Origin of the sequence: Candidatus Lokiarchaeum ossiferum (genome assembly GCA_025839675.1) — an archaeon.
Taxonomy (GTDB): domain Archaea; phylum Asgardarchaeota; class Lokiarchaeia; order Sigyniarchaeales; family Promethearchaeaceae; genus Lokiarchaeum; species Lokiarchaeum ossiferum.
In genome coordinates, this window is sequence record CP104013.1 from 1,507,930 (window position 1) to 1,534,866 (window position 26,937).

The following is a 26,937-nucleotide window of genomic DNA, read 5'->3' on the forward strand; positions in this document are numbered from 1 at the left end:
AACTGTTCTTTTATTTAAAAAATCAATAGTATTTTTACTCATTTTTTTTAAATTTTGTTTGATTTTTATCACATGAATAGATTCCGTTCTTGCATCCCCGCAATAATAAGCTTTTTGTCTTATGGATGTATTTGATTTCTCCATTTTTGGACAATTCGGATGGAACACACATCTCTGATCCAAAATTATCTAAAATAGCAGAAAAGATTTCATCCGTATTTTTCCAATCTGTTAAAAATTTGTAGAGAAATCCTTCAATAAGTTGATTTGATAAAGGATAGTTTTTCTTTGACATAATGTGAATTAATAGTATTCTTGTAATTTAAACGATTTTATCTTTGCAACAGCGGGAAATGATACAAAATTGTTGCTATAAATTTCAATTTAATCTAGTCATATTTTTTATGAACAAATTTCACTTGGTCTCCATGAAATTTAAAATGAAAGTAGGAGATTTATCCCCGTAGGGTTAAAAAAATGCGAAAAATTGATTTTTATTGGAAAAAATCGTGGTCTGACCAAAAAAAAAATTTAGCAATTATCATCTGTGTTAGTTTTGCCTTAGCGATGATATCGGGCTTTTCATTTTTCTATGAATCGGTTCAAAACTATAATTTCGAAAAATCTTTTACTCAGTCAAGCGATTTTTCAATTTATCATGCACCTCAACAAAATGCTGACGGGCAGTTTATTTCCCCATTGAATTTTGCTGAATATTCAAACATTACAAAACCAGGGGTAGAAAAAGCATTTTCCTCTACAGATCTGGATGTCACAGGATATTATAATTTTGCATCCATAACTCATGGTGAAGCTTTTTTTTCAGTAAAAAATATCAGTCGATTTACCTCAAAAGGATATAACTCTGGATTTAATTTCTTAAGTGATACAAATGCTACCGGATTCCAATACATTTTAGCAGAAGATGATTTCTACAAATCTGAACGATTTAACGATTATTTCATCATAATCGAAGGAGAAAGTCCAAATTCTGACAATGAAATATTAGTTGATTACCAATTTGCAAGAAAATTCGACTTACGAGTAAATGAAATCTCCAATATCACAACGATGATAGGGGCTATATGGCCGGGCACACCTTTAAATATCAATTATCAAGAATTTATTATGGAAAATATAACAATTTCGGGCATTTATTTGCCAAAAGATAATTTAATTGGATTTAACAACTTGAATTTCAGATATTCCTATACCTATCAAAATTATGTAGATGAGGTAGTTCCATCAGATGACTTCACTTTTGAATCACCTGGAACATTTTCCTACTACAATTTCTCAGGAACTGATCTAAATCATCCTGTCCAACAACATTTTTCACAGATTGCAGCCGATACCGATGCTTCGAGATATTTAAGATCAACAAATATTGTATCTGGCTATTCCTTATTTTTTAATAGAGCGGCAATCAAATTTGAAACGATAAGCCACCAAAAAACCATAATTTCGCAACATGCCTTTGATTTTTCTTTAAATTTACCTTTAGCAGTTGTGTTTAATGATAATCTAGGATTATTTTTACAAGAACAAGCAAATTCATCAAGGTTAGAAAAATACTTATTTCAAATTTTTAATCTACCCTTTATAATTTTTGCCGGAATGATTAGTAAAAAACAATTAAACAGATATTATGATAACCAAAAAGAAGAAATTTTGATTTTACAAGGAAGAGGAATTTCAAAGTCCATTTTGAATACACAGATTAAATATAGTGCATTTCTAAGGAGTTTTATTACCAGTATAATTGGCACATCCTTTGGATGTGTTTTCTTTTTTGGATATAAAAAAATCTTGGGAAATGTCCTAATTATTGGACAAAACGCACAAATATTACCCTTTATTACAGTATCCGATCTATTCCTCACATTTTTGGTTAGTCTTGCAATAAATTTCGCAGCGACTATTTCAATAATTCAAAAAATAAAAAAACAAGATTTATCTAAAATTGCTGCATCCATGAAAATTGAAGATTTATCATCTGATTTTGATGAAAATAAATTGTTTGGAAAAGAGAAAGAAGGAGAAAAACTAAAAAAATTTGCTCAAAACTTAGAACACGATAAGAACCAGAAGAAATACCATAAAAAAACACAAAAACGAAAGAAAAAACAAAAGAAAAATGAAATTTTTGAAGAAAATGCAGGAGATTTCTTTAACAATCGAATCAAACCCACATCAATTCTTCAGATCTGCGTGGGTTTGCTACCTTTGATATTGCTATTTATTATATTTTTAGGAAACAATATCAGCCTTCCAGACAGTTTAATTGATTTAACTTACAATCTTGAGCAATTAATTCCAGGCATAATATTACTTTGTTTCATCTGTTTAGGACAACTCGTTTCTGGAATAGGAAAAATATTCTTTTTAGAAAGACCAAAAATATTCAGTAAACTCGCTAAAAGAATTTCGAGGGTGTTTTTACAAGATTTGGATATGTTCATATCAACAAATTTAGTAAAAAAGAAACAATGGGGAGAAATTGCGAGTTATCTTAGTATTTTTATTGCATTATTAGTTGCAAGCAATATTAACTATTCTTCTACTCAAACCTACGAATTTTCAATGAACAATTATTTGGTTGGAGCGGATTTGAGATTGGAAATCACAACTCACAATTTTACTTCAATGGAGAATATTCAAGAATTTGAAGAAAATCTAACGAATTTTCGCGTGAGTAATCGAAAATTGGTTAATGAGGTCGTTTCCTGTTTCACTTCAAGTTCACAAATCCAAACGACAGTGGGAGGAGTAAATGTATCTGTCAGTTTGCCTATCTATACACTAGATCTTCAAAAATATGAGAAAATTATTACGGAAATGGGTAAACCTGTTCCATATAGCGACTATAATAACAAAATATCAGAAATTCAAAATTTTAATACTGAAAATGAAGTTATTGGAGCAATAGTTTCCCCTACAACATTGAGCCGTTTCAATAAAAATATTGGAGATCAATTGGAAATCAAAATCCCTATTTATAATAGTTCCACAGATTCTTATTACTATCAGGAATTACAAATAGAATTTATCGAAGTTCTCGATCTGATGCCCGGTCTATTTTATGATGCAAATGATTTTCACACTAATGAACTGGGAGTCATATTGGACTTGAAATCGATTCCCGTTTCTGATAATGATATAATTGGGAATAGCATAATTCAATTGATGGATCTAAAAATCTCTTCAAATAATGACTGGGAATTGATCGAATCAAATCTTATAACAGTTTATGAAAATCAAGCTACTTTTTTGAATATCTGGACATATAACCAAGATTGGGACGATTTCCAAATAGAAATACATTATTTCGATTTTGGTTCGAGGGGATTTTACAAACTTACGTTTTTGATAATTGTTTTGTTAGGAGTATTTATCGGAATTCATTCTGCATTTACAATCCAAAGTGTTTTAGAAGAAGAAAAAACGGAAATCCAGAATTTGTTCAGAGCAGGATTTGAAGATAAAAATCTACTAAAGATCGTGATAATTGAAACTTCAATAATGATATTTTTAGCAATACTGGTCGGAGGATTGGTGGGTACGATCTATGGAACGATACAACATAAACTAACTTTCAATTATGTATTGACAGATCCAGAATTTTTCTATAGTAGCACTGTACACTTTCCAACGAGCATAAATTTATCTTTATTAATTGGAGGAATTCTTCCAGTGGTTTGTGCCATTTTCTTGCTTCAACTACTTCTTCTATCAAATAAATGGATTGGAATGAAACGAAAGAATGGGTTGCAAAACAAAATGAGTGAATTAGCATTAATTAATTGCTTAGCTATAGGTTTAGCCTTACAATTGTTTTTAAAACTTTCAAATGGAATTGCCTTTGGCATGATAATCGGAATTATATGGTTTTCAAGTCAGGCGCAAATTCTAAACAAAAAAAATAAAAAAAATCAAAATCAACTTCCAACAAATGTTGTGAAAATAAAGAGCAAGGCATAATTTTTTAAATTTTTTTATCTAATTTCTTTGTAAAAATTTAAAGTTGTTTTTCTAAAAAGGGAATTAGTTTCATTATTTTCATATTTTGAATATGAATTCTAAACAATAATTAAGTGAAAAAAAATTCCAAAGATTTAATAATTCTCTCGAGAAAAATAAATTAAGTATTAATGTTAAAATTTCATTTTTTTGAAATAGATGAATATTTTAATTTATAAATTAAATCAGGTGAAAATTACAATTCCAAAATATTTTGGTTTTTACTTCAAACACAGTTTATCAAAATTAAAAAATGAATGGCTCGTTATCATTTGCATTAGCCTCTCTTTATCAATGGTCACGGGATTAAGTTATTTCTTTAAAGCCGCTCAAAAGCATCAATTTGAGAATTCATTTTTTACAATGACAGATTTTGAGGTTACTTATTATCCAAAATTTGACAATGGCGGATTAATTCCAAAAATGGATTACTATCAATATTTTCATGACTCAGAAACCAAAATAAAAAATTCAATTAACAATAGTCCATTAGATTTAAATGGCACATATAAATTCGGACTTTTTGGATGGGGAGCAGGATATGTCGTTCCACAATATTGGGATTATCTAAAATTGGAAGACACTTCTGGTATTTTGGATTATGTTAATAAAATAAATGGTTCCAATGTTCAATTTGCATTATTTGAGCAGGATTTTTATCACTCCCAGCGATTTAATGATTATTTTAAAATTATTGCAGGAACTACCCCTGAAGCTGAAAACGAAGTATTAATGGATTACAATTACGCGAAGAAATTCAATTTGAACGTGGGAGATATTACAAATATAACAGTCTTAGTTGGAAGAACTCATGATTTGAATCCACCGGTAGGACACTTAATACCTTTTCAATCGCCTCCAGTAAAACTGGTAGGAACTTACTTACCGATTAAAGAAGATTACCGAATTAGCCTCCAACGTCTCAAATATAGTTACACTTATTTTGATTATCTCGCAAATCGAAGTTTTCCGGAATTTATTGATGAAGTGGACACTCCTGCGATTTTTTCGGCTAAAAATTTTTCAATACCCGGATTTTCACATCCATTCCAATTATTATATCAAAATATTAATGCGACTGATTTCTACAGAAATTACCTCGTGAATGATAACTTACGATGCGGATACATAATAGCTTATAATAGAGATCATATTCAGTTCAATACATTAAATAAGGATAAAACAATAATTGCCCAACAAGCGTGGAACACATCACTTAGTATGCCTTTTGAAGTAAATTTTGTTGATTATTTAGCTTTACAATTGAACAGAGTCTATTTAGATTTGATGGAAAGCCATCTCATTATCCAAGTTTTGAATATTCCAATAATCCTTTTTTCAATTCTTATCACCCAAAACTTTGTGGCGTCGAATAAAAAGCAAATTAATGAAGAACTATTACTTCTCCGACTTCGGAGTGTTCCATTAAAGACAATAAAATGGCAAATAGTGATCAGTGCGTTTATTAAGGGACTAATATGTATGATATTAGGTTTACTTGGGGGATTTATTACGTTTTTTGCTTATGAAAATTTCATTGGAATGATTTTTTTTGATACTGAGAAAGTATTGCTAACCCCTTATTTTGAATGGAATAATGTACTTTCGTCTTTCATTCTTGGAACAATAATGAATGGAATTGCAATTATTCCGAAATTAATTCAGGCACGAAAACCGAAATATGCTGACATTGCTGCATCTCTATCTCAAGATGATTTAGCTGCTAAGTATGATGAGAGATTATTTTTGGGAAAAAAAGAAAGAGAATTAACAGAAAAAAATGAATATGACAGTGATAGTAAAAAATTTTTTAAGCGCTATAACATAAAGAAAAAAACTACCAAGAAGAAGGTCGTTTATTCCGATTTTTATGAAGACGAGAAAAAAAAACGACAATTCTTACCCTATTTACTGATGGGAGTTGGAATAATACCAATAATTTTGAACATACTTATAGTTATTAGGTATTCTACAACAGCTTCAGATAGTTTAGTGGATTTAGTTAATATAATGACCTATTCTCTTCAAGCCTTTCAATTTCTTACATTGTTTGGGATGGCATTTTTTGTTGCTGGATTAGTGAGATTGGTTGTTATTCAAAGACCTTCTCTATTTGCTCGGATATCAAAGCAAATTTCCAAATTATTTGTAAAGAGGTACGATCACATAGTTGGATTAGAATTAGTGCGACAAAAAAAATGGTCTGGGATTATTACCTATCTGGCAATATTTGCCTCGCTCCTTATAACAACAAATATTACATTCAATTCCCAATTTCGTTATGAAACTTTGGAAAGAAACATGTATATTGGCTCCGATTTTCGAGTTGAAATGCAAAATCCATCGTTTGCATCATTAGATCAAATTAATTCATTTGAACAACAAATTCTAAATTATTCAGATGCAGACGCAAATCCATATTTTAAGGATTTAACAACATGTTTTGTAGATATTAATTGCACAAGTTATAATTATTTTAACGATCGGATGATAGAAAATTCATTTAACGCTTATATTTTGAATTCAACCGATTATTTAAATATTTTAGAAAAAAATGAGAAACCTCTTCCCTATCCCGAATTCAAAAATGATATTAAGGAATTGTATTCAGAAAATATGATGTCAAGCAATTCTTCGCTTCCAGCGTTTGTTTCAAGCCGATTTCTTATTGATTCCAATTCAATTATTGGAGATAAGGTAGAAATTCATCACAAATATTCCAATAACAATACAACAGACTTACAAACTCAAATACTACATATCGAGATTATTGGGGTTTTAGATTTTGTGCCAGGATTGTACAATAACTCGGATTTTATTGAGAGTTCAATATTATTGGACATAGGAAATCTGAATCAATCGGAAAATTTAGTTCATGGGAAAAAAATAATTCAAATACTGTCATTTAATAGCAATTTTGATGTTGGATCAGAGACAGAATATGATAATCTCCGCATGAAGTATTCCGCTTTTTGTTCGAATATAAGATACGATATATCAGACCCCGATTGGGATGACACATCAAAAGCTATTTTATCTATTCAATACGGTACAAGTGGATTTTTTGGATTGGAATATTTAAATTTCACACTTATTGGATTTTTGTTAGTCATAGAATTATCTCTAACAATTATCTTAATAAATCGAGAAAACTCACATTTCAATGGTCTTCTGCTTGCGAGGGGAATAGGCAGAAAAAAAATTTTTCAAATGGAATTAACAGAAACATTTATTGTATTTTTAATTGCATTTTTAATTGGTTCCATTATCGGAATAGGTTTTAGTTGGATTTTAATCAAGGTTGGACAAATAATTATTCAAAATATAATGGGCAGCACATTTTCCTCTAGTACAAATCTTCCTATATTTTGTGATATTGGAAATCTTCTTTCTATTTTCAGTTTACTCATTGTATCATCAATTGCAATCCTTGTTATAAATTATCTCGTGTCTAAAACAGAAACAATTGAGCAAACAATGGAGAAAGAAATGATCTAATTTTTTTTTAATTATATTTTCATCTCAATATGTATTTTTACCATTCGAATGAGTATTCAACCCGATAAATCCCATAATGCAACATAGATACCTACCAGGAAAATTTTTCATTCAGAAATGATTTTAGATTAAATTTGGATAGCAAATATGCCCTAAAGCAAAAAAAGGGTATGAAAAATAAAAGAATTAGAGAAAAAAGCAAGGTTTCCGCATCAAAATTTTCCTTAAATTGTCTTACCACAAAAGAAACAGAATTTTTCTTCATTCGTTGGTTGTTTTGCCCCACAACTTTCACATCGATCGATATTTGTTCTTTTAACTGGTCGGTTGATTTGTTGTGAATAACGTTGAAGTTGTTGGCGAACCAATGAAGAACGAGCTTGATTATTCAAATTTTGTTTAACAACGGGCGGTTTATGGATACGAGCTCTTTTCCTTTTAATAATTTTTCGTTTATATTCCCGTTTTTCTTTCATTGTTTTAAATTCAGGTAAAATTTCTGCTTCATCTTCTTCAACTGCAGGAACCATGAAAGTAATAGATGTAGCCGTATTAAGAGAATCGCCAGTAATTTCTTCGGAAATATCATCTGCTTTTACAAACGTCGTTTTAACTTCAGTTAATTTCTGTTTTTCTTTCTTTTTCTTTTGATTCTTATCTTTTTCAGTGGGATCAAATTGAAGATGACAGAGCTTAATTAAATCATCTATTTCTTCAACAGTATCTCCGATTTCCAGATAAATAGCTTTTTCTTTGCACTCTAATAACTCATCATAAATGGATTCTGCTTGTTTTTCTTCAATTATTTCAACGATTTTTGAGATTGAGCTTTTTAATGTTGAAATTTCTGTATCAATTTGATTTTGGATTTGTGAACCGGTGGCAGCAATATAATCTCTCATTGGATTAATTATGATCCCTTTGTATTGAGAAATTGCAGTTTGCAACCCATCCATCATATTTCTCGCTTCAATTACTTTATCTATTTCAATAAACCCTTTCGCTTCTTCTACACTTTCTAACAATTGTTGATGATTTGTGGTTAATTCAATATATTTATTAATTTCAGGAATTATTGATTTTACAACAAGTCCTTTGGCTGTTTCAAGCAATTGTTCTAACGAATTACGAGCATCATTAAAATGAAGAACGTTGATCTCTTTTTTAATAATTGTTTCAAGAGAGTCATTCATTCGACCTTCGCGTTCGCTATTCCCTTGTTTGACTTTCTTATCAAGAGTTTTCAGTACAATTTGAACTTGTTCAAATAATTGTTTATCATCTGCGGAAACATTCATAATTTCTTGAATAGATTTTAATGTTTGAGGAAATTCCGTGATTGAATCATAATTACGCTCCAATTTTTTACACTTGCTTACAACGGATAGATTGTGTTGACATTGGAGGTTCAAGACGTGTAATTCTTGTTTTAAGGTATTTAATCCCAAACGTTGAGCGCGAATTTCATAGTTACTCAGTAAATCAATAATTTCAGTAAATTCAAGACTTTTTTTCAGTTTGGCTAAAATGGCTTTATAATCGGATTCAAGCTTCTCAACTCCATCTTGTAATCCAATTTCAATCTGTCCATGTAAATTGGCAACATTTTCTCGTAAAGATGAACTATAAATCTTTGGATTAGTTTTCAAACCACTATCAATTTTATCGAGTAATTTTTTACATTGTTTAAAGGCGTCTTTTATATCCCCTTCACTAAAGATAAGCTGAACTTTATGTATTTCGTCCAAACCTTCAGAGTTCAGTTTAACTTTTTGAGAAAGGCGTTCAATCCGATCCTGGAATTGCTCTAACCCAGTAAAATTATTTCGAGCAATAATTTCTTGCAAAATAGATGTAGATTGATCAATATCGATCGATTCATCTAAGAGTGCATTTATTTGATCTACTTTTTCTTGAAACTTCGATTCTTCTTGAACGATTTTTTGTTCTAAATCCTTTTCTAACTTCTTGAATTTATCTTCCAAATTGGAATATATTAGAATATCTGATTTTTCAAGCATATTGCTTATTTTTATTTTCCCTTGAAGAATGCTACCAAATTTTTCATGAGCCAATTGGTCTTCAAACTGGAGGACTTGCTGAAATACATCAAAATTTTGGTTAAACTCTTTCAAAAAATGTTTATGTTGATCAAGATATGAATGATATTCTTGTTGTGTTGCAATAATATGTTTCTGTTGAAGAAGAGTATTCACCTCTTCAAAATTCAGTTCAGCCATTAGTTTTGTTTTTATCGCAACTAATTCTGATCTAAGTATCTCTTCTCCTTCATCCCGACACTTATTAATCTCTAGGCTAAACTTATCCACTCTTTCTTTGATATTATCGAGTAAGATTTCTGGTTTTACTTTAGATTCGATTTTTTCAATTAATTGGCGCATTGATTTTTGAGAACTTAAATAATCAGCAGTTTGGAATATTGCTTCAATATCTAGTAACCTATTGTATAATTCCATATTTATATTACATACATTTTGCTCAACACGAATTTGTTCTATTAAAACAGACATTGAATACTGTTCATATTTCTCAACCAATAATTTCATAAGAGAATCCGATTCAACAAATCTGAAATCAGCCATCAATTCTTGAACATAAAGGAGCTGTATTTTAGTTTCATTATTTAATTCTTCAATCAATGACTCGACTTGTTCCTTAATAACTCGAAATTTGTCGATGGAATTGAAAAAAATAAAATCTGGAAATTGTTCAAGGATCTTTTCAGCTTCTTGAATCTTTTTCCAAGCGGCAGGAAGATCTTTCCATTTTTTTGCAGCCGCACATAATCGTTTAAACTTGAAGTTTTGATTTTGAATATTTAGCAATTCTTTGGTATTTCCAATCCAAATTGAAATTTTTTTACTAACATTGAGTTCAGGGAGTTTAATTTGTTTTTCTTGAATATATTCTTCAAACTGGGATTTTATAGCAACCATCTTCTCAAGAATCTCTGGATGAATAAGAAAATGTTTGTTTGAGAGTGCTTGCTTGATCTTTAATTTATTTAGTTGGTGATCAATTGTGAAAAATTTTCGTTCAAGATCAGATTCTGAAATATCGTCGGATATTTTTTCTCCAAACCTTCGTAAAGAACGGATAAGAGAAATGTTCTTCTTTATTTTTAATTTTAATAAATAGTACGGATTAAGTAAATAAACCAATCCATTTTGTGAAATTTTCAAATAGAGAGGTTTCAAATTTTCTTTTGCTTCATCAAATTTTTGGGATTTAAACAAAGTTTCAAGTTTATCTATGTCATTTTTAATTTCTTGAGACATATGCTTAATTTGGGATGATACTAACCTCATTTCGTTTGTTAATATTGACACCCTATCATCTGAATAAACTATGGGGTGTTTATGAATTAACCGTAAATTAGATGTTAACAACAAACGCGATCGAATTAAATCATCGGTTTTTTTTGAATAATTAAAATTTAAACGATAAATGGAATCGAAATAGGAATATTTGACTTTATCTAAAAATGATATTTTTGGTTCTCCTTCAGAAGAATCATCAAGCTCTGTATCGATTGAAGCATTATCTTCCAATGAATCACCTTCAGGAGCAATTTCTTTAACAAGGGATTTAGATTCTTTAGAGAGTGAAAAATTTTCCTTCAGATTTGCACCACACATCGAACAAAATGACTGTGGATCTTCCATTTTAATTGGAGTACCGCAAAACTTACATAGATGAGGATCTGTCATTGCTATATTATTCAGTTAACCATGTGAACTTAAGAAAGTTATCACAAGAAAATCTATCTTCGGAGATTATATGAATTTGAAGAGAAAAATAGGGAAAAAATGAATTTAATAAATATTATTTATTTATCGGTTAAAATCAGTTCAAAGGTTTTCACTTCAAATGGACCAATCGTAAACTTTAGAATATTTTCCATTTTATCCATAATCACTGTTTGCTTTGATATATGTCTTTCTAACAAATCGCATTCCTTAACTTCAAGAATTTTATCGTGCAATTGACCAGGTAAAAATACCGTAGCATGGGTTGAATAGCCTGTGACTTCTGCAAATCGAACAATTATCGATCTTCGCTTTTCCCATTCGTTACGCTTGATTGCAGTTAAATGAACATTATCTTGAACAAGAAATTCAAAATCATTCAGTTGGAGAGAAATATCATGATCCCCACAAATTTTTTTAACTAAAGGAGGAAAATTATATTCTTCTGCGACTTTTTTAATTTCGGGATTAGTTTTCTTATTGGATTTAGTTAGACACCCTCCAGAGTGAGGATAATATGCAAATCGAGCACTTATAGGTCCAATCCCAGAATATACTGGAGGTTTTGATCCATCCAATTTCTTTCGAGCAGCGCGCTCTTTTAAAACCCAAGATTCGGCAGCAGGATTCGGATACCGGACGGCCCTATGTAAGGTTAGTCGAATTCTACCAGCACTCACATCAAAAGCATATTTCCCTTCATTAAGTAATGCAATACCCCATCGATTATCGGTTGTACTCAAATCAGCATACTGATGCATTGTTTTTTCAAATCTGGCTTTATCTGCAAGAGTATCAGGCAGAGTACTCTGGCGAAGTGCACAATACATTTCATCAACTGTGACTTCTTTTGCTTGCGTTTCGGTATCCAAAGTTATTTTTAACATAGTTTTAATTTCTTTCCAATCTGCAGTCCAGAAGCAATAAACAACGGGATCATCCTTAAACAATCTTAAAATTTGTGATATTGGTGATTCACCAAGCATTTTAGAGATTTTGAGAGTACTAAAAATTGGTCCTTCATCCATTACTTCAATTTTTAGTTCTTGAGTTTGTGAATACATTTTCGGTTTGGTCCAATATTTTTTCGAAAGATTCCATGCTGGATAACCATCATAACCCCGATCTTTATAGCCTTCAATTAAAAAACTTTTGTTACCATAAACAAGATTTTCTCCATCATTCACATTCACGGATTTAATTTCTGTTATAGCGCCTGATTTTGGATCCAAACTGAGACTCGTGATCCCATTAGTCATACGAGGAATACCCTCCGATGTGACGAATAGTGAAGGAGATTCAAAATCTTCAAAAGCAATTCTCCCTTTGATAAGTTCATAACCTGAAATTTCCAAAATCATCCACCATCCTTCCGAATTATTCATCATCCCATCTTTAAATTCTGCAGCAACGGGTTGACAAAGGGAACACTCTTCACCAAGATCAGTTAAGTAATAGAATTTTGCTTGCGGAGGTTTTCCATTTGCATCTAATGTTATATTAGGATCCACTTCTGAAATGGGAATGAAAATTCGAGCATTTCTTTTCCAAGATAATGGATTGAATATTCCAATGGGATATTTATCCGAATGAATTTCCTCCATGCAACGATTCAGAATCAAGGCAATATTGGAATCACACATATTCCACAAATCCACAACATCATCATAAACTTCAACAATTGAACTGCCGGGTAAAACATCATGAAATTGATTGAGCAAAATTAATTTCCAAGTCTTTTCCAAAATTTCATAAGGAAATTCAAAAGCTGGATTAGATATTGAGAGTATTGTTGCTAAGGTTTCTGTGGAACGCATTAAAGATTCCAATCGTCGATTATGACGCTTTACTTCCCCATGAACCGAGAAAGTTCCACGATGAGTCTCTAAATATAATTCATCTTCCCAAATAGGCAATTTATCTTTATATTTGGTTAAATTGGAAAAAATTTCCGAAACAGAAGACCAATGAAAATGCATCTCTTCATCTTTTCCAACTTTTTCAAAATTGATTGCTTCAACCATGTTTTGATGACTCGGCCCATGGCCTCCATCCCCCAAACCAAAGAAATACCCCACATCAGGAATAATTTGGTTTAAATCAACGTGATCTTTAAAATTTGTATAATCAATGCCATAATTCCAATTTTTTCGTCCAGTTTCTTTTAGAAGATGATAGCCATAGCGATAATCATTCCAATTTTCAAGAATTTCGGTATTTTGACCAAAATTTGTTGTTAGTAATTCAGATCCATCGGGCGATTTCCAGAGAAAATTAACAAAGGGAAATTTCGTCTGTTGATTCCAAGTAATTTTTGTTGTCCAAAAGGATTTGGCACCACTTTTGGTTAAGATCTGAGGAAGGCCGATATTATAACCAAAAGAATCTAAAAACCATTCAGTTTCAGGTAAAACACCAAATTCATCCCGGTAAAACCGCATTCCATAAAGTCTTTGTCGAATCATCGATTCTTCTCCTGGCATCATACAATCTGGTTCGACCCAAGACCCACCTACAAGTTCAAAATAACCTTTTTTATGATAATCTTTAATTTTAGCAAATAAGGAGGGATTATCTTCTTTAACCCAATCTAACATTTGCGGCGAAGAAGTAGCAAATTTGAAGTTATTCGGAAACCAATCAGCATGGAAAATAGCTTTTTCAAATGTCTTTATTGCTTTTTTCCGAGTTTGGGCATACCGCCACAACCAAGCCATATCAATATGGGATTGACCGACCATATGCCAATGGAGTTTCCCTGGATCTGAAGTTTCTCCAATCACTTTTTTCCATCGAAGCAAATTTGTTCTAACTTCTTGTTGATACTCTGGACTATTGATAGAATCTTCCAACCAAATTTTTCGAGTAGCAGCATTATCTATATCAGGTTCTTCAAATTGATTTGGATCAAGTCTTTCAGACCCACTATATTTTCCCTTTTTTCCCAGTTTTTGAAATTCTTCTGTTTGCATCATAATCAAATAAGTAAAAACATGTTTGGGGAAAAAAAAAGGTTCTCAATCAATTTATTGATCAATTTAAATCGGTCAATATGGTTAATAACTGCCAATTAGAAGTCCAAGGCTTGGAAAAATCGATTTCCAATATTTTCGCGGTTATTTCTTGAGTGCCATATTGAGAACAAGAAAAAATACTAAAAAGACGATCTTGAAAGTATTCACGATGACCATCAAGATAGACTTCATGACCACGCACCACCCGATCAACCTTATTAATTTCACAAAATCGATTGAAAATTTCTTCACCAAAAGTAAATCCCGCACCTCTGGGACTCGGCAGGAAATACATCCCAGGGGGTAATTCTGCCGCAGGGTCACTCCATAAAATTTGTTGTGAAAGAATATCCATCTCATCCATATTTGAATACTTAGAATCAAGTCGATCCAATCCCGCTGTGATATTGGGGATAATGGGTAATTCTTCAAATTCACGATCGTAAAAAGGAATTCCACCATGAACACACATAATTTGTTTAGCATCATGTCGAACTACATGGACAAGTGGAAGCTTCATAAAAACATATCCAAAATCGTTAAAGAGGTAAGAATTAGGGAGATATTTATTAATATTTTCCCAAAACCCATAATTCATTGAAATGGTAACATCTTCATGATTCCCACGTAAAACTCGAACATATTGGGGGAATTTGAGGGCAAAGGAAAAAATATAGAGAATGTTATGGATATCATATGGACTCCGATCTACATAGTCTCCATCAAAAACGATTAATATTTCTTCATTAGTCTCTTGAGCCTTCTGAATCTGTGTTAAAAAGAATTGAATACACTTATGGGTATCTATAATTGAACCATGGGTATCTCCCACATAATAAACTTTTCCTTGATTTATTGATTCTACAAGAGGAATTGATAAATCAAGAAATTCATTGCCAAGATACAGATCACTAAACTCTTCTAATAAACCACGAATCATTTCTGGAGCCTTTTCATCACCAACATATACATCAGAATCAACTTGTAAATCTGAATTTTGATAAAAATCCCAAAATTTGTTTGCAAAAGGAATTTTTTCATCAGAAATATGAATTTCTTTAAAACCTGAAATAATCGGCAAAAGAGGTGAGACAATAGGTTCTACAGTTTCTAGAGATTCTTGAGCATCAGTAATTGGATGGGTTGAAATATCGGAACTGATTTCTTGCCTTAAAGCAGTTAATTTCTTGATATATTCTGCTTCTTCCTGTTGTTGAATAAGTTTGTACTTTGCAAATTTTTCGAATATCTCATCTGTAATCCTCCCAATGTCTTCCTTGATTCCATGAGTTTCTAATGGAGTTTGATCTTTCGGGCAGATAAGCATTCCGAGCTGTAAATCGGGAGCGTTATCAAGAGGTTTATCACTTCGTTTTTCAATCAAATGACTATCATACTGTCTTAAACATGTAGGACACACCACAATCATCCGATCTGCAACAACTAACCCTTCTTTTAAACAATTTCGACACAATTTGCTCGCCGCCTCTTTTTCAGAATAATAAAATGCGTGCTTGCAGTGATGACAAATATGTATTTGCTTGGCCATGTAAATCTATAAATACCTTTTATTTGGCGATCTCTATAAATCGTTTGCTTTTGATTTTAAAAATGATATATAAAAAAATTAGATGATTGTCAGAATTCCGGTAAATCCAAATCCAGTCAAAATTATCTCAATTCCGATCCATAAAAGAATTAATGAGAATATTTTTTGAATTTTAGAGCCATATTTTATAAGTTTGACAATCATTTTAGAAGTAAACTTCCCCATCAATGGACCAATTATGATATAAGGTAAAGTTAACCCTATAGCATACAGCAACATGAGATACATTTGTACTGAAGTCTCATATTGTATTGAAAGGGTCAGGATTGAAGCATACATTGGAGTAACACACGGAATAAAGGCAGAACCCAAACTCAATCCAAGTAAGAACGCCCCACCATAGCCAGAGTATCTTTCAATTATTGAGGGTCGCTCTTGAGTTTTTTTTAATTCTGTTTCGGAATTTTCAACTGATGTTTTAGGAGTAAGGCGATCTTCCACACTCCTCGAATCATTATTGTCTGAAGAATGCAGTTTAGAAAATTTCTTACTCATAAATTGTTTATTAAACAAAAGATATAGGGAAAGAAAAACCATTAAAGATCCGGATATAAGATTGATGTATTTCATTTGAGTGATCAAAGAACTGAATGTGCTCAGCAAAATCCCTATGATAGCAAAAGTTGTAGAATATCCGATTGCAAAGATGAGGCTCATAATGATACTTTGTTTAGTATTTTTTGCAGAGGAACCAATATAGGATATGAATGTAGGTAATAGAGCAGCATTACACGGACTAATAAAGGAAATTAATCCCGCAGATAACGCGAAAGTAAGGATAGATATTTCAACCACTTTTTATTTTCACCATGAAGTTTGAAATAGAAAAAAAAGACTTGTCTTTAATTCTTTTACAATAATTTATCAATTGCCGATCTCATATTAGCAGCAGAATTTAGCCCAACTAATTTCTGACTGTATGATCCATCTTTCCCCAAAAAAACCATTGAGGGAGTCCCAGATACACTGTATTTTGACGCCAATGAATAATCAGTGTCTCGAACATTTGACCATGTGTATTCATTTTCAGATGCCCATTTCTGTATATCAGCAACGCTTTCTGAAATCTGAACATCGATAGCAACTATTAGAACTTCATCACTTGAATATTCTGCCATCACAGTTTTAAGATTCTGCCCATTTTCTTCGCAATAATAGCAAGAAATGTAATGAAAGTATAGAACAACAACCTTCCCAGCATTATCTGCCAACTCAATAACACTTCCATCAATTGTTGATAAGGAAAGCGGGGTTTTATATCCAGAGGGAGAAGATGACACTTCGGTTGAATCTCCTGTGTAAGTATAGGTAATACTATTCACGAGTTCATCATTGTTTTGTGAATCTAATAACTTTCCGACTCCAACAATCCCTAAACCGATAATAACAATGAAACCAATGAAAAATACAAAAGGAGAATTATTTTTTTTCTTTGAAAGTTCTTCGTCATAGTAAGTATGTTTTTTTCCAGACTGCTTTTGCTTAATTTCAGTTTTTGCTTTGATTTGATATTTACTTTTTGCCATGATATTCACTCACATTAAATCTTACATACATTCTTGATGATAGGATCAATATTTTTTACGGAGAGGTGTTTTTTCAGCAAACCTTCCGTTGAAATAATGATATCTTGTGAAAAATCAAAATGATTGAGATATTGATCGGAAAATTCGACCAACAATCCTTGTTGATTGCGGTAACCCTTGTCTTCAGAAATGAAATGAGCTTGATCTTTGACAATAGGGCTAAAAATTTGGGTACAAGGCTCTTCCAGATACTCGACATCAATTAAAACATTAGAAATCTTTTTTTTTTCAATATATTCCAGTGCACGAGTATCAAATTGTACATTAGGTATTAAAGGAAGATCTGTCATTAATAGTATTTAGCAAATGAATGTTAAAAAAGGTTATGCAAATAATATACCCTACTAAATTAATTGGTTTTTTTTTTTTAATAATTTAGGAATCGTCCTTATTTAGTTTAGATTTCAATACTTTTAACATCTCAAAATATAAATTTTTATATACAGCCAATTCTTCTTGAGATTTTTCGAATTTTGCTTTCCAGTTTTCATTCTCTTCATTCACAATCACAATTTTTTTTATTGTTGTATTTGATAAAGCACTTCCAAATTTCAGTTTAAGATTTAGCTGAATATCTCGATAGGACATGCCAACTTTTAAAAGCTTCCGTGCAAATTCGATTTTTTCTTCATTATTGTCAGCCATTCTAATCATTACCTTATCAAAACTGAAACTAAACATTTTTTGATGATTGGATATCATTAAGTATTTTTTCATGTTCTTTACGTAATTCCTCCTCGTTAAAATCCCTAAATTCTTCAATTTGAATCTCTTTACCACAAAAGTTACAAATTATTACATTAGATTCTGAATCTACACTAGCTCTCACAGAGTAAATAGGTTTTTTGCAATATGAGCAGAAATACTCATTTTTTGAAGCTTTCTTGTCTTGATTTATGAGGAAAAATCGAGCTCTTCTTAATTCAAGAAGCAATATAGTAATAAAATTAATAATTGCGGGAATTATCATCAGATCCCAATTATTGATAGAGGAAATAAAATCTATAGTTTCTAAGACGCTTATATTTGTTAAAAGGGAAAAAAGGGATAAAATAAAACACACAATGAATATTCTATCATCTAGTTTTTTTTTTTTAAACTTAAGTTGATAGAATTTGCATATGTAATAATAATAGCCAAGTTCCCACAAGATCCATAGGGCTATAAAATTGAAAATATTATTTCCCGTAAGATCATACAAATATGACTCCACTACGAATTGAATGAAGTTGATATTAACAATAACCCCAAAAAACAATATTCTACCAACAATCTTAATTAAAAACTTTGTTGAATTAAAAAAAATCAATTTTTGACTATTGCTCTGCAATATAACAGGCTTTTCTAAACTCAAAACAAATTTTATTAAAACCAATGAGATAATCATAGCAAAAAAGAAGAGAGTATAGTCAAAATTAGAATAATTATAAGTTAACCAATAAAAAATTCCCATAAATCCAAAAGATATCAATGGAATCATTAAAATTAATAATCTTATATCAATTTTTAATTTAGATTTTACATTAAAAGCAAGAAGAATAAATATAAGTACCACCGTAAATCGAATAGAGGACAATAGGTAGGATCTATAGATTATAACTTCAAAATATAAATAGAAAGTCAAGAAAAAAGAATAAACTGCTGTTTGAATATAATGTTTGATTATATTCCTAACATCATTTTCCAATTTCCAATTAAAACCTATTATCTTCAAAAAGATCATACCAACTATAATAAATACACTCACCAATAGGAAAAGAATTGAAGGAATTATTAATCCAACTACTATTACCATCAGAATAAATAATGATGGAAAGAGAATAATGATGGAAATCCTATTGCCAAGTTTCTCTTTCAAATCCTTAAAACTTTCTTTGATACCACATATGAAAGACTTCACCAACGAATTACTTTCAATGAGAATTCCCGGTATAGATAAAGTGCTCTCCATTTTAAAAAGAATATGGAAAATGAATATTCCAATCAAGAAACTAAATATATAATCATCCATCCTATGCGAGAAAGTTCCCATAACATCGATTCCAAAAAACCAAGCGATTATGTTACAAAAAACTATGAAAAGATAAAAAAAATTTAGTGTCTCCTTTTCATTTAAAATATCATTTCTATTTAAAATATAAATCAATTGAGTTAATGTGAGGAAAATTAGAGAGAAAAATGCCCCATACCCTCTTAATTCAAAGCTAAAATCAATTGCGTTTATATAAGCGAAGACAAAAATTCCGACCAAGAAAATAGTACGAATTATTAATTTGGAGTTCATTTTAAGAGATTCGCGAAGAGCAAGGAAATTGAAGAGTCCATAAGAATCTGGAATATTCAGGCAAGATTTATTTAATAAATCATTCACTACTTCATTCTTAGTTAATCCATCTTTTAAATCATTATTAGATTTTGGACGATATTTCAAAAATAAAAAACTACAAATGATACTTTCGAATACAAGGAATATAAATTTATATATTGATGTGATATATAATTGAATAATTCCAATTGCAGAAAATAATATTACCAAAAACCAAAAAAGGAACATTCTAGTTAATTTTGAAAAAACCAACTTCTCTTTAATATTGAAATAATGACAAAAAGTTCCGAATTCTAACATGAAAAAAGAAATTAAAAACATACTAGAATAAATCCAATGTGAGAAATTTGCGATATCTCTACTTATTATGAAGCTCGTAAATAAATTACAATATATTAAGATTATTACGGAGATACTAGAGAAAATATGCTTAGTGTTGAGGAAATACGTGATTATTTTTTTTTTTAGAAACTCTTTTTCGCTTATAAAAAATAACGCAAGAGAAATCCATATATACGAAAATATGGATATTATAAAGCCGTTGGATCTAAAATGTTCCAAGTGGTTCAATTTAAAGAAATAGAGAAAATAAAGGCAAATTGTTGCACATATAATAAAGGAAATGCAAAGTTTCCTTATCAAAGAATTTGGTGTTTTCAAATCGTTATCCATAGTTTTTCATCTTATCTTCAATTAATTTAGCAAATTCCAAATTAGGTGATATATGTATAAATTAAATCCATATAAATATTTTCAAGTGCTACATTCAAAGTTTGATATAGAACCAAAATCATAATTAATTTGGATTAAGTGAATAACACTCTAAAAACAAATATAAAGATAGAGAAAAAAAAAGGTAGATAAAATTACAGAAAATGAATTTCAATCCACGGAAACCACTTTAATTTTGAAATTTAGAGCTTTTCCAGCCATTGGGTGATTCATATCAATGGTCACGATTTCATCTGTAACCTTAACAACCAATGTTGGAATTCTCTGACCCTTCTCAGTTTCCCCATAAAACATCATTCCTGGTTCTGGAACCGGATCTTTAGGAAATTTATCACGAGGTATTTCATCCAATAAACGATCATCCCTTTCTCCATAAGCATCCTTAGGTTCTAAACGGAAAGTTTTCTCATCGCCAGAATTCATGCCTATTAATGCATCATAAAACCCTTTGATCAAACTTCCAGGTTTCATTTCAAATTTCATGGGAGATTTCCCTTCAGTACTATCAAAAACTACCCCATCATCAAGCGTACCCGTATATTCAAGGCAGATTTTCGAACCTTCTTCAATTGCCATATTTTTCACATTTCAAAAAATTTATTCTTGATTAATTCAAGTTTTTTTCTCGTTAAGGGCTTTGGGAAAATTTCTTCTCAAGAAATTTTTATAAAAGATAGGTGATAATTATGAAATATTTTCTTGTTCTTTCGGAGAATTAATTACAATTAATCTTTTCAAAACATCCACTAAGAACATATTTTGAAAAATAATGATTCCAAAATCAAAAAAATAAGGTTTAACATAAATGTCTGACAAAGAAATTCAAATATATGAGATTGTAAATCGAGAAACTCGTGCTTGGGACACCAAAGATGTTCAATTGCTCATGACCATTTTTCATCCCGATATGGTATGGCCTTGGCCAAAAACACCCGACTCCCACGATCCGATTAACTGGACAATAGAATGGGGGAGATTTAACTACAAGCGATGGAGCGAAAATTGGCAACAATTATTTGATACACACGATTTAGTTCACAATAAGAGAAGTATTAAAAAAATAGAACTCTCAGACGAGGAAGATGGAGCCTTTGCTGTAGTTGATATTGATACATTATGGAGAAACAAAGAAAACAAGGAAGAACAAAATTGGAAAGGTCGCGTATGTAAGGTTTACACAAAACTAGAGAAAGAATGGAAACTGATTATGCACACGGGAGTCTTGAATTATTAAAAAAGAAGAATATCTTCTGAACATAATATTGCAATCACCCACGATTTCCTCGTTTTTTTGAGTATTGATGGCCTAAAATGAAATTGAATACGTTTGAGGAGATAGAAAACTTTCTTAGATCAAGGGTTTCCACAAAATTTTGAAATTGATTGGGGGTTTTCCAGAAATATTGGATATCTTCGGTGATTTCCATTTCAGAGTTACCAACAGCTTTTTCATCCACAATGCATTCCACAATATAGGTTCTTTCATCAGATAATCCAGCACTTTTAGTACACAGGGGACTAATTGAAACAATTTGGCCATCATAGCCAGTTTCTTCTTTCAATTCTCGAAGAGCTGCTTGTTGAGGAGTTTCACCCTTATCTACCAACCCAGCCGGAAAACTAATTTCTATCTGATTAATAGATGCTCGAGGCTGTGAAATAAATAAAAATTTATTATATCTTCGTGAACGGCAAACTACGGACACAATTTGTCTATTTTGATTTCGTGAAACATAATCCCATTCTTGTTTATTTCCCGTTTTATCAAGATAAGTAACTTGCTTTAATTCCAACCATTTGGTAGCATACAAATTCTTCGTGCTTTGTACTTTCATGACTAATAGTTTTTTTGTGTTCTTAAAAATGTACCTAGGAAATGTTATGTTTTAATTCAATGAAAGTTTTTGGTAGTTGAACGAGATGAAGAAAGCGGATTTTAAATACTACGGTTTATTAGTGATCGCAATGTTTTTCTGGGGTTTGAGTTGGCCGCTTGCACAAATCATGGTAGGACAAGCAACTCCATTTCAGGTTGGATTATTCCGCTTCTTAATTGCCAGCTTACTATACATTATCATTTTATTTTGTACTAACTTTAAAATTATCAAGACATATACCTGGAAATCTGTTAGAGATTTTACAATTCTTGGATTATTAGGTATTTTTGGATATGGTTTTTTATTCTTAACTGCTATGCAATTTACTACATCATCGCAAGGAGCAGCAATCGCAGGAATACAACCAAGCTTAATCGCTATCGCATCCTTTCTTATTTTTGGTGAGAAATTATATCCAAAATGGAAGTATTTTGGGATATTATTAAGTTTCTTGGGAGTTTTAACAATTATTGGAATTCAATCCTTCATTGAGTTCAATAAAAATCACCTAATTGGTAATTTTATTGTTTTTATTGCCTTTTTATTCTGGTGCGGGTATACTCTTTATGGCAAAAAAATTATGCAAAAATATTCTTCATTAGAAACCACCACTTGGAGTTCTTTTACAGGTATGCTTATGTTTGGGGGAGCAGCTTTAATTGAAAATAGATGGTCCCAACTGGTAAATGTCCCAGCAAGTTTTTGGTGGAATATTTTAATTTTAGGAGTATTTACAACGGTAGTGGGCTTTTTCTTATATTTTTATGTTATTAATAAAATCGGCGCAGTTCGTTCGGGAGTTTTTATCAACTTAGTTCCCGTCTTTGGAACACTCCTATCAATAATCATTTTGAACCAAGAAATTACATGGACCCTTTGGATTGGTTTAGTTTTAATTTCTGGGGGAATACTTATCATCAATTATCCCAAAGATTTTTCAAATAAAGAACAACTCAAAGAGCAAATGATTTTAGATTAGGATAGAATGGATTTTTTTATTAAAATTTGGTAAATTTCGGATGGATTCTTAACGATATAAGCATCAATACCGATATTTTGAGCACCAATTACATTGTTTGGGACATCATCAAAGAAGAGAGTTCTAGCGGGTTCACAATTAATCTGGTTTAATAATTTTGAATAAATTTTAGATTCTGGTTTGTGACACTTCATTTCATGAGAACAAAAGATTTGTTTAAAAAATCGAGTTATTTGTGTGAAATGAATTTTCCAGTGGGAAGCATGCAAAGCATTTGTATTTGAAAGAATATAAAGAGGATATTTTGATTCTAATTGTTCTAAAATTGGAAGAATACCATTAGGAATTCCAAGATGGATATTATTCCAGCCTAATTTAAATATGGAGAAATCCCATTCTATCCCTAAAACCTCTGTGAGATAGGTAAAATAATCCATGGAAGAGAGTTTCCCTATTTCAAAATCATAAAGTACTGAATCAAATTTATAATTCTTTTGAAAAAAATCAAAGGAATATTCGGTTAAATCAGCCCATTTTTCAAATGTTCGAGTGAAAGTGTAATTTATAAGAACATTTCCCAAATCAAAGACGATAGCATCATAAGGCAAATTGAGAGTACTAGATTTTTGATCCACAAAATAGCTAGGAAGCCTAAATATTTAAATAGATTCGATTATATTATTTTCGAAATTATGAAAATTTGTTTTTTGATGAATAAAAAAAAAATTGGGAGAATACATCTATGTACAAATTAATATACGCCTTTAGAAGCACAAAAATTGATTTTCGCACCATTTTACTTGCTGCAAGTATTCGATCTTTTGCAGGCAAGTTAAATGAATGTCCGATTATTATTGCCTACAATGATGAGCACACTAAAATTTCACATGAACATCAACAAATTCTCAAGACATTAAATGTCTCTCTTATATCTTTCCAACTTTCAAAGGATTTTCATAATGATTTTTTTGCTGATTTTGTCAAAGCTGCTGGAATTATTGAAAAGAAAGTCTATAACGAAACAGAAAATTTAGTCTGGTTAGGCCCTGATACTTTGATCTTCAAAGAACCCACTCATTTTCTTTTACCTGAAGGCATAAAAATTGGATATCGACCTGTTCACCACATCAACATAGGAAGCCTTTTTGGATCCCCAATCGATGACTACTGGAATCTAATTTTTAGATTGTGTGAAGTACCTACGGAACGCTTTTTTCCAATGGAAACTCATGTTGATTTAGATATCATTCGCCCCTATTTCAATGCTGGATCTATTATAACACGCCCAAAAGAAGGTTTATTTCAAATCTGGTGGGAAAAATATCAACAATGGCACCAAAATAAGGAATATCTTGAACTATGTAAAGTTAAACCCGCCAATCGCATTTTTTTCCACCAGGCAATCTTATCGGGATTAATTTTAAACCGATACACAAAGAATTCCTTACTAAAACTTCCAAAAAATTACAATTATCCTCTGCATCTTCACACACAAAATTCCCGAAAAGATAAGCCCAAAGATTTTGAGGATATGATCACAATTCGGTATGAAAACCGTGACATTTTAGAGAATATTGCGCTACCTAATCACATAAAAACATGGATATCAAAAGAATTATCAAAAATCGATTAACGATCATAGAATAATGTGTGCATATGGGGTTTAAAACCCAAAGATTTCCAAAATGATTGGGATACTTCATTTTTTTCCGCTACGGAAAGTTCAATCCGAGAAATTTCCTTATCCTTAAGCCAATCAAGCGCTTTTTTAAATAACTGTTGTCCTATATGATGTCGACGAAATTCATTCAACACAACCGTATCAAATATAGACCCTTTTTTTTTGATTTGATATACAGGAGGATATAATGTTGTTTTCCCCGAAATATATCCAACTATTCTTTTTGAATTAATTTCTTCTGCAACAAATATAAAAGCACTGTCAGTTTCTGAAAAAAAAGAATGTGCAAAAGTACGGTAGTTTTCAGTGGCCTCTTTACAAGGGGTAAAAATAGAATCAAGTTGTGAATGAAAACGAGTAAGTTCTTCCCATAAATTAACAATAGAATCAATATCTGTTTCTTGGGCTCGGCGAATAAGAAAGGATTTCATAAGTATTAGATTAAATTAGAAGGAAAAAAAAGTTTCTTCTGATAGCATCTACTCGGTTGATTCTTGTTTTAGAAATTTTGTTAGATCGGCCAAATTCTTTTTAAGTTTTGCAGTTTCGGATCGAAATCCATCAATGGTTTTTAATATCTGAGAGTATTTTTGAACAAGATGCTTATATCCGGTCAATTTTTGTAGTTTTACTTTATTTTTGATTAATTCAGTAAGAGATTCTTGGAATTTATCGACCCAAGAATAAATATAGTTGTCAGAAGCAATGACTGCTTCAAGCATCGCAACCGAGATCGATTCTAAGAAATAAATTCGAGATTTTTGGTAGACTTTAGGATAACTTTGAATGATATTCTGTTCCAATAATTGACTTAATTTTCGAGAAATCGTACTCAGAGATAAAGAACATTGTTGTTCAATCAAATTTTGAGTTACTGTATGTCTGGTTTGGAGATAATTAAAAGTATGATTTAAAACAGTGTCATTGCTAAAGAAAATATTATTTTCAACATTGTAAGATATGAATATTTTTTCAAGTGCAACTAATTCTGGAGGAAATTCGATTATTTCCTTTTCTTTTTTCAAAGATCGGATATTTTCGGAGAAGAAGTCATATTTTTTCTCTTCAGAAATTGTTCTTCGTTGAACTTCAATATAATTGCGAACCCCATTAATTCGTTGAGACAAAAACTGCGATTTTTGCGGATATTGTAAAGAAAATTCAGATATTTGGTTCTGTAAATTTATGAGAAACTCATCCAACACTTCCAAATCACGCACAATTAAAGAGAAATCTTGATACACGAAATTTATAACATCAGATTTTAACTTATAGCAAAATTTATGAGTGCTTGGTATATGACCACGAGTAAGAATATTCCCTTGGATCAGACTTCGCAAGGTGGTGGAAATTGTGCTGGTAGAAAATGCTTTCTGGTTTTTCTTTTGATTTTTTGTATTTTCAACAAATGTGGTTTGTGTTAAATCTCTTAATGATTCTTGAGTAAGTGCATCGTAAATTTGCATATAACCAAAAATTTCCGTGGTAGTATGATCTAAACTTGAAATTCGTGCAATGTTTACGAAAAAACTTAAGAGACGCTGCTCATATTCTTTTAGAGGGCCATCTAAGATTGGATCAATCATTCTTGTCATCTGATTATTATAGTTTTGGTTAAAATTATTTCTAGTTGTGATTCCATTATTCATGAACTTTTTCCCTACTTAATGAAATAAGTTTAAATATTTTAAATTATTCTGTTTTCGAAAAAATGAAAATATGCGAAATCATATTTTCATGACCTTTTTTCGTAGTAGAGTTGATTAATTATGAAACAGAAAACAAAAAACAAAGTTGAATTTCACAATTTTAAAAGAACATTTTTAAAATGTTCCCTGTTCATAT

19 protein-coding genes are annotated in these 26,937 nt (G+C 31.0%); 5 read left to right on the forward strand and 14 right to left on the reverse strand.

The features are described from left to right. Positions 1-34: 34 nt before the first annotated feature. Positions 35-295, reverse strand: a complete 261-nt coding sequence (locus NEF87_RS06070) for a hypothetical protein (RefSeq protein WP_457919080.1) — start codon at positions 293-295, stop codon at positions 35-37. Positions 296-477: 182 nt separating this feature from the next. Between NEF87_RS06070 and NEF87_RS06075 the strand changes: the two genes are divergently transcribed. Next, positions 478-3,981, forward strand: coding sequence for an FtsX-like permease family protein (locus NEF87_RS06075; protein WP_457919081.1), 3,504 nt, complete (start codon positions 478-480; stop codon positions 3,979-3,981). Between the two features lie 198 nt (positions 3,982-4,179). Further along, positions 4,180-7,518 (forward strand): FtsX-like permease family protein, encoded by a 3,339-nt coding sequence (locus tag NEF87_RS06080; protein ID WP_457919082.1) that lies wholly within the window; start codon positions 4,180-4,182, stop codon positions 7,516-7,518. Between the two features lie 224 nt (positions 7,519-7,742). On the opposite strand, the gene NEF87_RS06085 is transcribed toward NEF87_RS06080, so the two are convergent. The 9 genes from NEF87_RS06085 to NEF87_RS06125 all read right to left on the reverse strand — a co-directional run bounded on the left by NEF87_RS06085 (position 7,743) and on the right by NEF87_RS06125 (position 21,131). Continuing rightward, positions 7,743-11,249: a hypothetical protein gene (locus tag NEF87_RS06085; protein WP_457919083.1), complete on the reverse strand. Its 3,507-nt coding sequence runs from the start codon at positions 11,247-11,249 to the stop codon at positions 7,743-7,745. 119 nt (positions 11,250-11,368) lie between these two features. Next, on the reverse strand, positions 11,369-14,263 hold the full coding sequence (locus NEF87_RS06090) for an alpha-mannosidase (protein WP_457919084.1): 2,895 nt from the start codon (positions 14,261-14,263) through the stop codon (positions 11,369-11,371). Between the two features lie 58 nt (positions 14,264-14,321). Further along, positions 14,322-15,851 carry a metallophosphoesterase gene (locus NEF87_RS06095; protein WP_457919085.1) on the reverse strand — a complete coding sequence of 510 codons (1,530 nt, stop codon included), beginning with the start codon at positions 15,849-15,851 and terminating at the stop codon, positions 14,322-14,324. 78 nt (positions 15,852-15,929) lie between these two features. Beyond that, a complete protein-coding gene (locus tag NEF87_RS06100) occupies positions 15,930-16,706 on the reverse strand; it encodes a cytochrome c biogenesis CcdA family protein (RefSeq protein WP_457919086.1) in 777 nt (258 codons plus the stop codon). 56 nt (positions 16,707-16,762) lie between these two features. Then, positions 16,763-17,437 carry a TlpA family protein disulfide reductase gene (locus tag NEF87_RS06105; RefSeq protein ID WP_457919087.1) on the reverse strand — a complete coding sequence of 225 codons (675 nt, stop codon included), beginning with the start codon at positions 17,435-17,437 and terminating at the stop codon, positions 16,763-16,765. Between the two features lie 14 nt (positions 17,438-17,451). Beyond that, on the reverse strand, positions 17,452-17,787 hold the full coding sequence (locus NEF87_RS06110) for a hypothetical protein (protein WP_457919088.1): 336 nt from the start codon (positions 17,785-17,787) through the stop codon (positions 17,452-17,454). Between the two features lie 85 nt (positions 17,788-17,872). Further along, positions 17,873-18,142, reverse strand: a complete 270-nt coding sequence (locus tag NEF87_RS06115; protein ID WP_457919089.1) for a hypothetical protein — start codon at positions 18,140-18,142, stop codon at positions 17,873-17,875. Between the two features lie 28 nt (positions 18,143-18,170). Beyond that, the gene (locus NEF87_RS06120) at positions 18,171-19,928 is read right to left on the reverse strand and encodes a hypothetical protein (protein ID WP_457919090.1); all 1,758 of its coding nucleotides are present in this window, start codon (positions 19,926-19,928) and stop codon (positions 18,171-18,173) included. 777 nt (positions 19,929-20,705) lie between these two features. Further along, positions 20,706-21,131 (reverse strand): FKBP-type peptidyl-prolyl cis-trans isomerase, encoded by a 426-nt coding sequence (locus NEF87_RS06125; protein WP_457919091.1) that lies wholly within the window; start codon positions 21,129-21,131, stop codon positions 20,706-20,708. A 229-nt stretch (positions 21,132-21,360) separates the two neighbouring features. Between NEF87_RS06125 and NEF87_RS06130 the strand changes: the two genes are divergently transcribed. Further along, positions 21,361-21,789 carry a hypothetical protein gene (locus tag NEF87_RS06130; RefSeq protein ID WP_457919092.1) on the forward strand — a complete coding sequence of 143 codons (429 nt, stop codon included), beginning with the start codon at positions 21,361-21,363 and terminating at the stop codon, positions 21,787-21,789. A gap of 34 nt (positions 21,790-21,823) precedes the next feature. On the opposite strand, the gene NEF87_RS06135 is transcribed toward NEF87_RS06130, so the two are convergent. Next, a complete protein-coding gene (locus tag NEF87_RS06135) occupies positions 21,824-22,390 on the reverse strand; it encodes an NUDIX domain-containing protein (protein ID WP_457919093.1) in 567 nt (188 codons plus the stop codon). Positions 22,391-22,475: 85 nt separating this feature from the next. On the opposite strand from NEF87_RS06135, the gene NEF87_RS06140 reads away from it, so the two are divergent. Beyond that, positions 22,476-23,411: a DMT family transporter gene (locus NEF87_RS06140; RefSeq protein ID WP_457919094.1), complete on the forward strand. Its 936-nt coding sequence runs from the start codon at positions 22,476-22,478 to the stop codon at positions 23,409-23,411. Here the strand turns inward: NEF87_RS06140 and NEF87_RS06145 are convergent. Next, positions 23,408-24,046: an HAD family hydrolase gene (locus NEF87_RS06145; protein ID WP_457919095.1), complete on the reverse strand. Its 639-nt coding sequence runs from the start codon at positions 24,044-24,046 to the stop codon at positions 23,408-23,410. The two genes, NEF87_RS06140 and NEF87_RS06145, sit on opposite strands and share 4 nt — an antisense overlap. 107 nt (positions 24,047-24,153) lie before the next feature. Here NEF87_RS06145 and NEF87_RS06150 point away from each other — a divergent pair, with 107 nt between their 5' ends. Next, on the forward strand, positions 24,154-25,044 hold the full coding sequence (locus NEF87_RS06150; protein WP_457919096.1) for a hypothetical protein: 891 nt from the start codon (positions 24,154-24,156) through the stop codon (positions 25,042-25,044). Here the strand turns inward: NEF87_RS06150 and NEF87_RS06155 are convergent. Further along, positions 25,041-25,523, reverse strand: a complete 483-nt coding sequence (locus NEF87_RS06155) for an N-acetyltransferase family protein (protein ID WP_457919097.1) — start codon at positions 25,521-25,523, stop codon at positions 25,041-25,043. The two genes, NEF87_RS06150 and NEF87_RS06155, sit on opposite strands and share 4 nt — an antisense overlap. A gap of 48 nt (positions 25,524-25,571) precedes the next feature. After that, positions 25,572-26,741 (reverse strand): hypothetical protein, encoded by a 1,170-nt coding sequence (locus NEF87_RS06160; protein ID WP_457919098.1) that lies wholly within the window; start codon positions 26,739-26,741, stop codon positions 25,572-25,574. Positions 26,742-26,937 lie beyond the last annotated feature (196 nt).

Bases quoted from the DNA above. Each gene is read 5' to 3' on its own strand.
- NEF87_RS06070 (WP_457919080.1), bottom strand. From the start codon at position 295: ATGTCAAAGAAAAACTATCCTTTATCAAATCAACTTATTGAAGGATTT.
- NEF87_RS06075 (WP_457919081.1), top strand. From the start codon at position 478: ATGCGAAAAATTGATTTTTATTGGAAAAAATCGTGGTCTGACCAAAAA.
- NEF87_RS06080 (WP_457919082.1), top strand. From the start codon at position 4,180: ATGAATATTTTAATTTATAAATTAAATCAGGTGAAAATTACAATTCCA.
- NEF87_RS06085 (WP_457919083.1), bottom strand. From the start codon at position 11,249: ATGACAGATCCTCATCTATGTAAGTTTTGCGGTACTCCAATTAAAATG.
- NEF87_RS06090 (WP_457919084.1), bottom strand. From the start codon at position 14,263: ATGATGCAAACAGAAGAATTTCAAAAACTGGGAAAAAAGGGAAAATAT.
- NEF87_RS06095 (WP_457919085.1), bottom strand. From the start codon at position 15,851: ATGGCCAAGCAAATACATATTTGTCATCACTGCAAGCACGCATTTTAT.
- NEF87_RS06105 (WP_457919087.1), bottom strand. From the start codon at position 17,437: ATGGCAAAAAGTAAATATCAAATCAAAGCAAAAACTGAAATTAAGCAA.
- NEF87_RS06110 (WP_457919088.1), bottom strand. From the start codon at position 17,787: ATGACAGATCTTCCTTTAATACCTAATGTACAATTTGATACTCGTGCA.
- NEF87_RS06115 (WP_457919089.1), bottom strand. From the start codon at position 18,142: ATGGCTGACAATAATGAAGAAAAAATCGAATTTGCACGGAAGCTTTTA.
- NEF87_RS06125 (WP_457919091.1), bottom strand. From the start codon at position 21,131: ATGGCAATTGAAGAAGGTTCGAAAATCTGCCTTGAATATACGGGTACG.
- NEF87_RS06130 (WP_457919092.1), top strand. From the start codon at position 21,361: ATGTCTGACAAAGAAATTCAAATATATGAGATTGTAAATCGAGAAACT.
- NEF87_RS06135 (WP_457919093.1), bottom strand. From the start codon at position 22,390: ATGAAAGTACAAAGCACGAAGAATTTGTATGCTACCAAATGGTTGGAA.
- NEF87_RS06140 (WP_457919094.1), top strand. From the start codon at position 22,476: ATGAAGAAAGCGGATTTTAAATACTACGGTTTATTAGTGATCGCAATG.
- NEF87_RS06150 (WP_457919096.1), top strand. From the start codon at position 24,154: ATGTACAAATTAATATACGCCTTTAGAAGCACAAAAATTGATTTTCGC.
- NEF87_RS06155 (WP_457919097.1), bottom strand. From the start codon at position 25,523: ATGAAATCCTTTCTTATTCGCCGAGCCCAAGAAACAGATATTGATTCT.
- NEF87_RS06160 (WP_457919098.1), bottom strand. From the start codon at position 26,741: ATGAATAATGGAATCACAACTAGAAATAATTTTAACCAAAACTATAAT.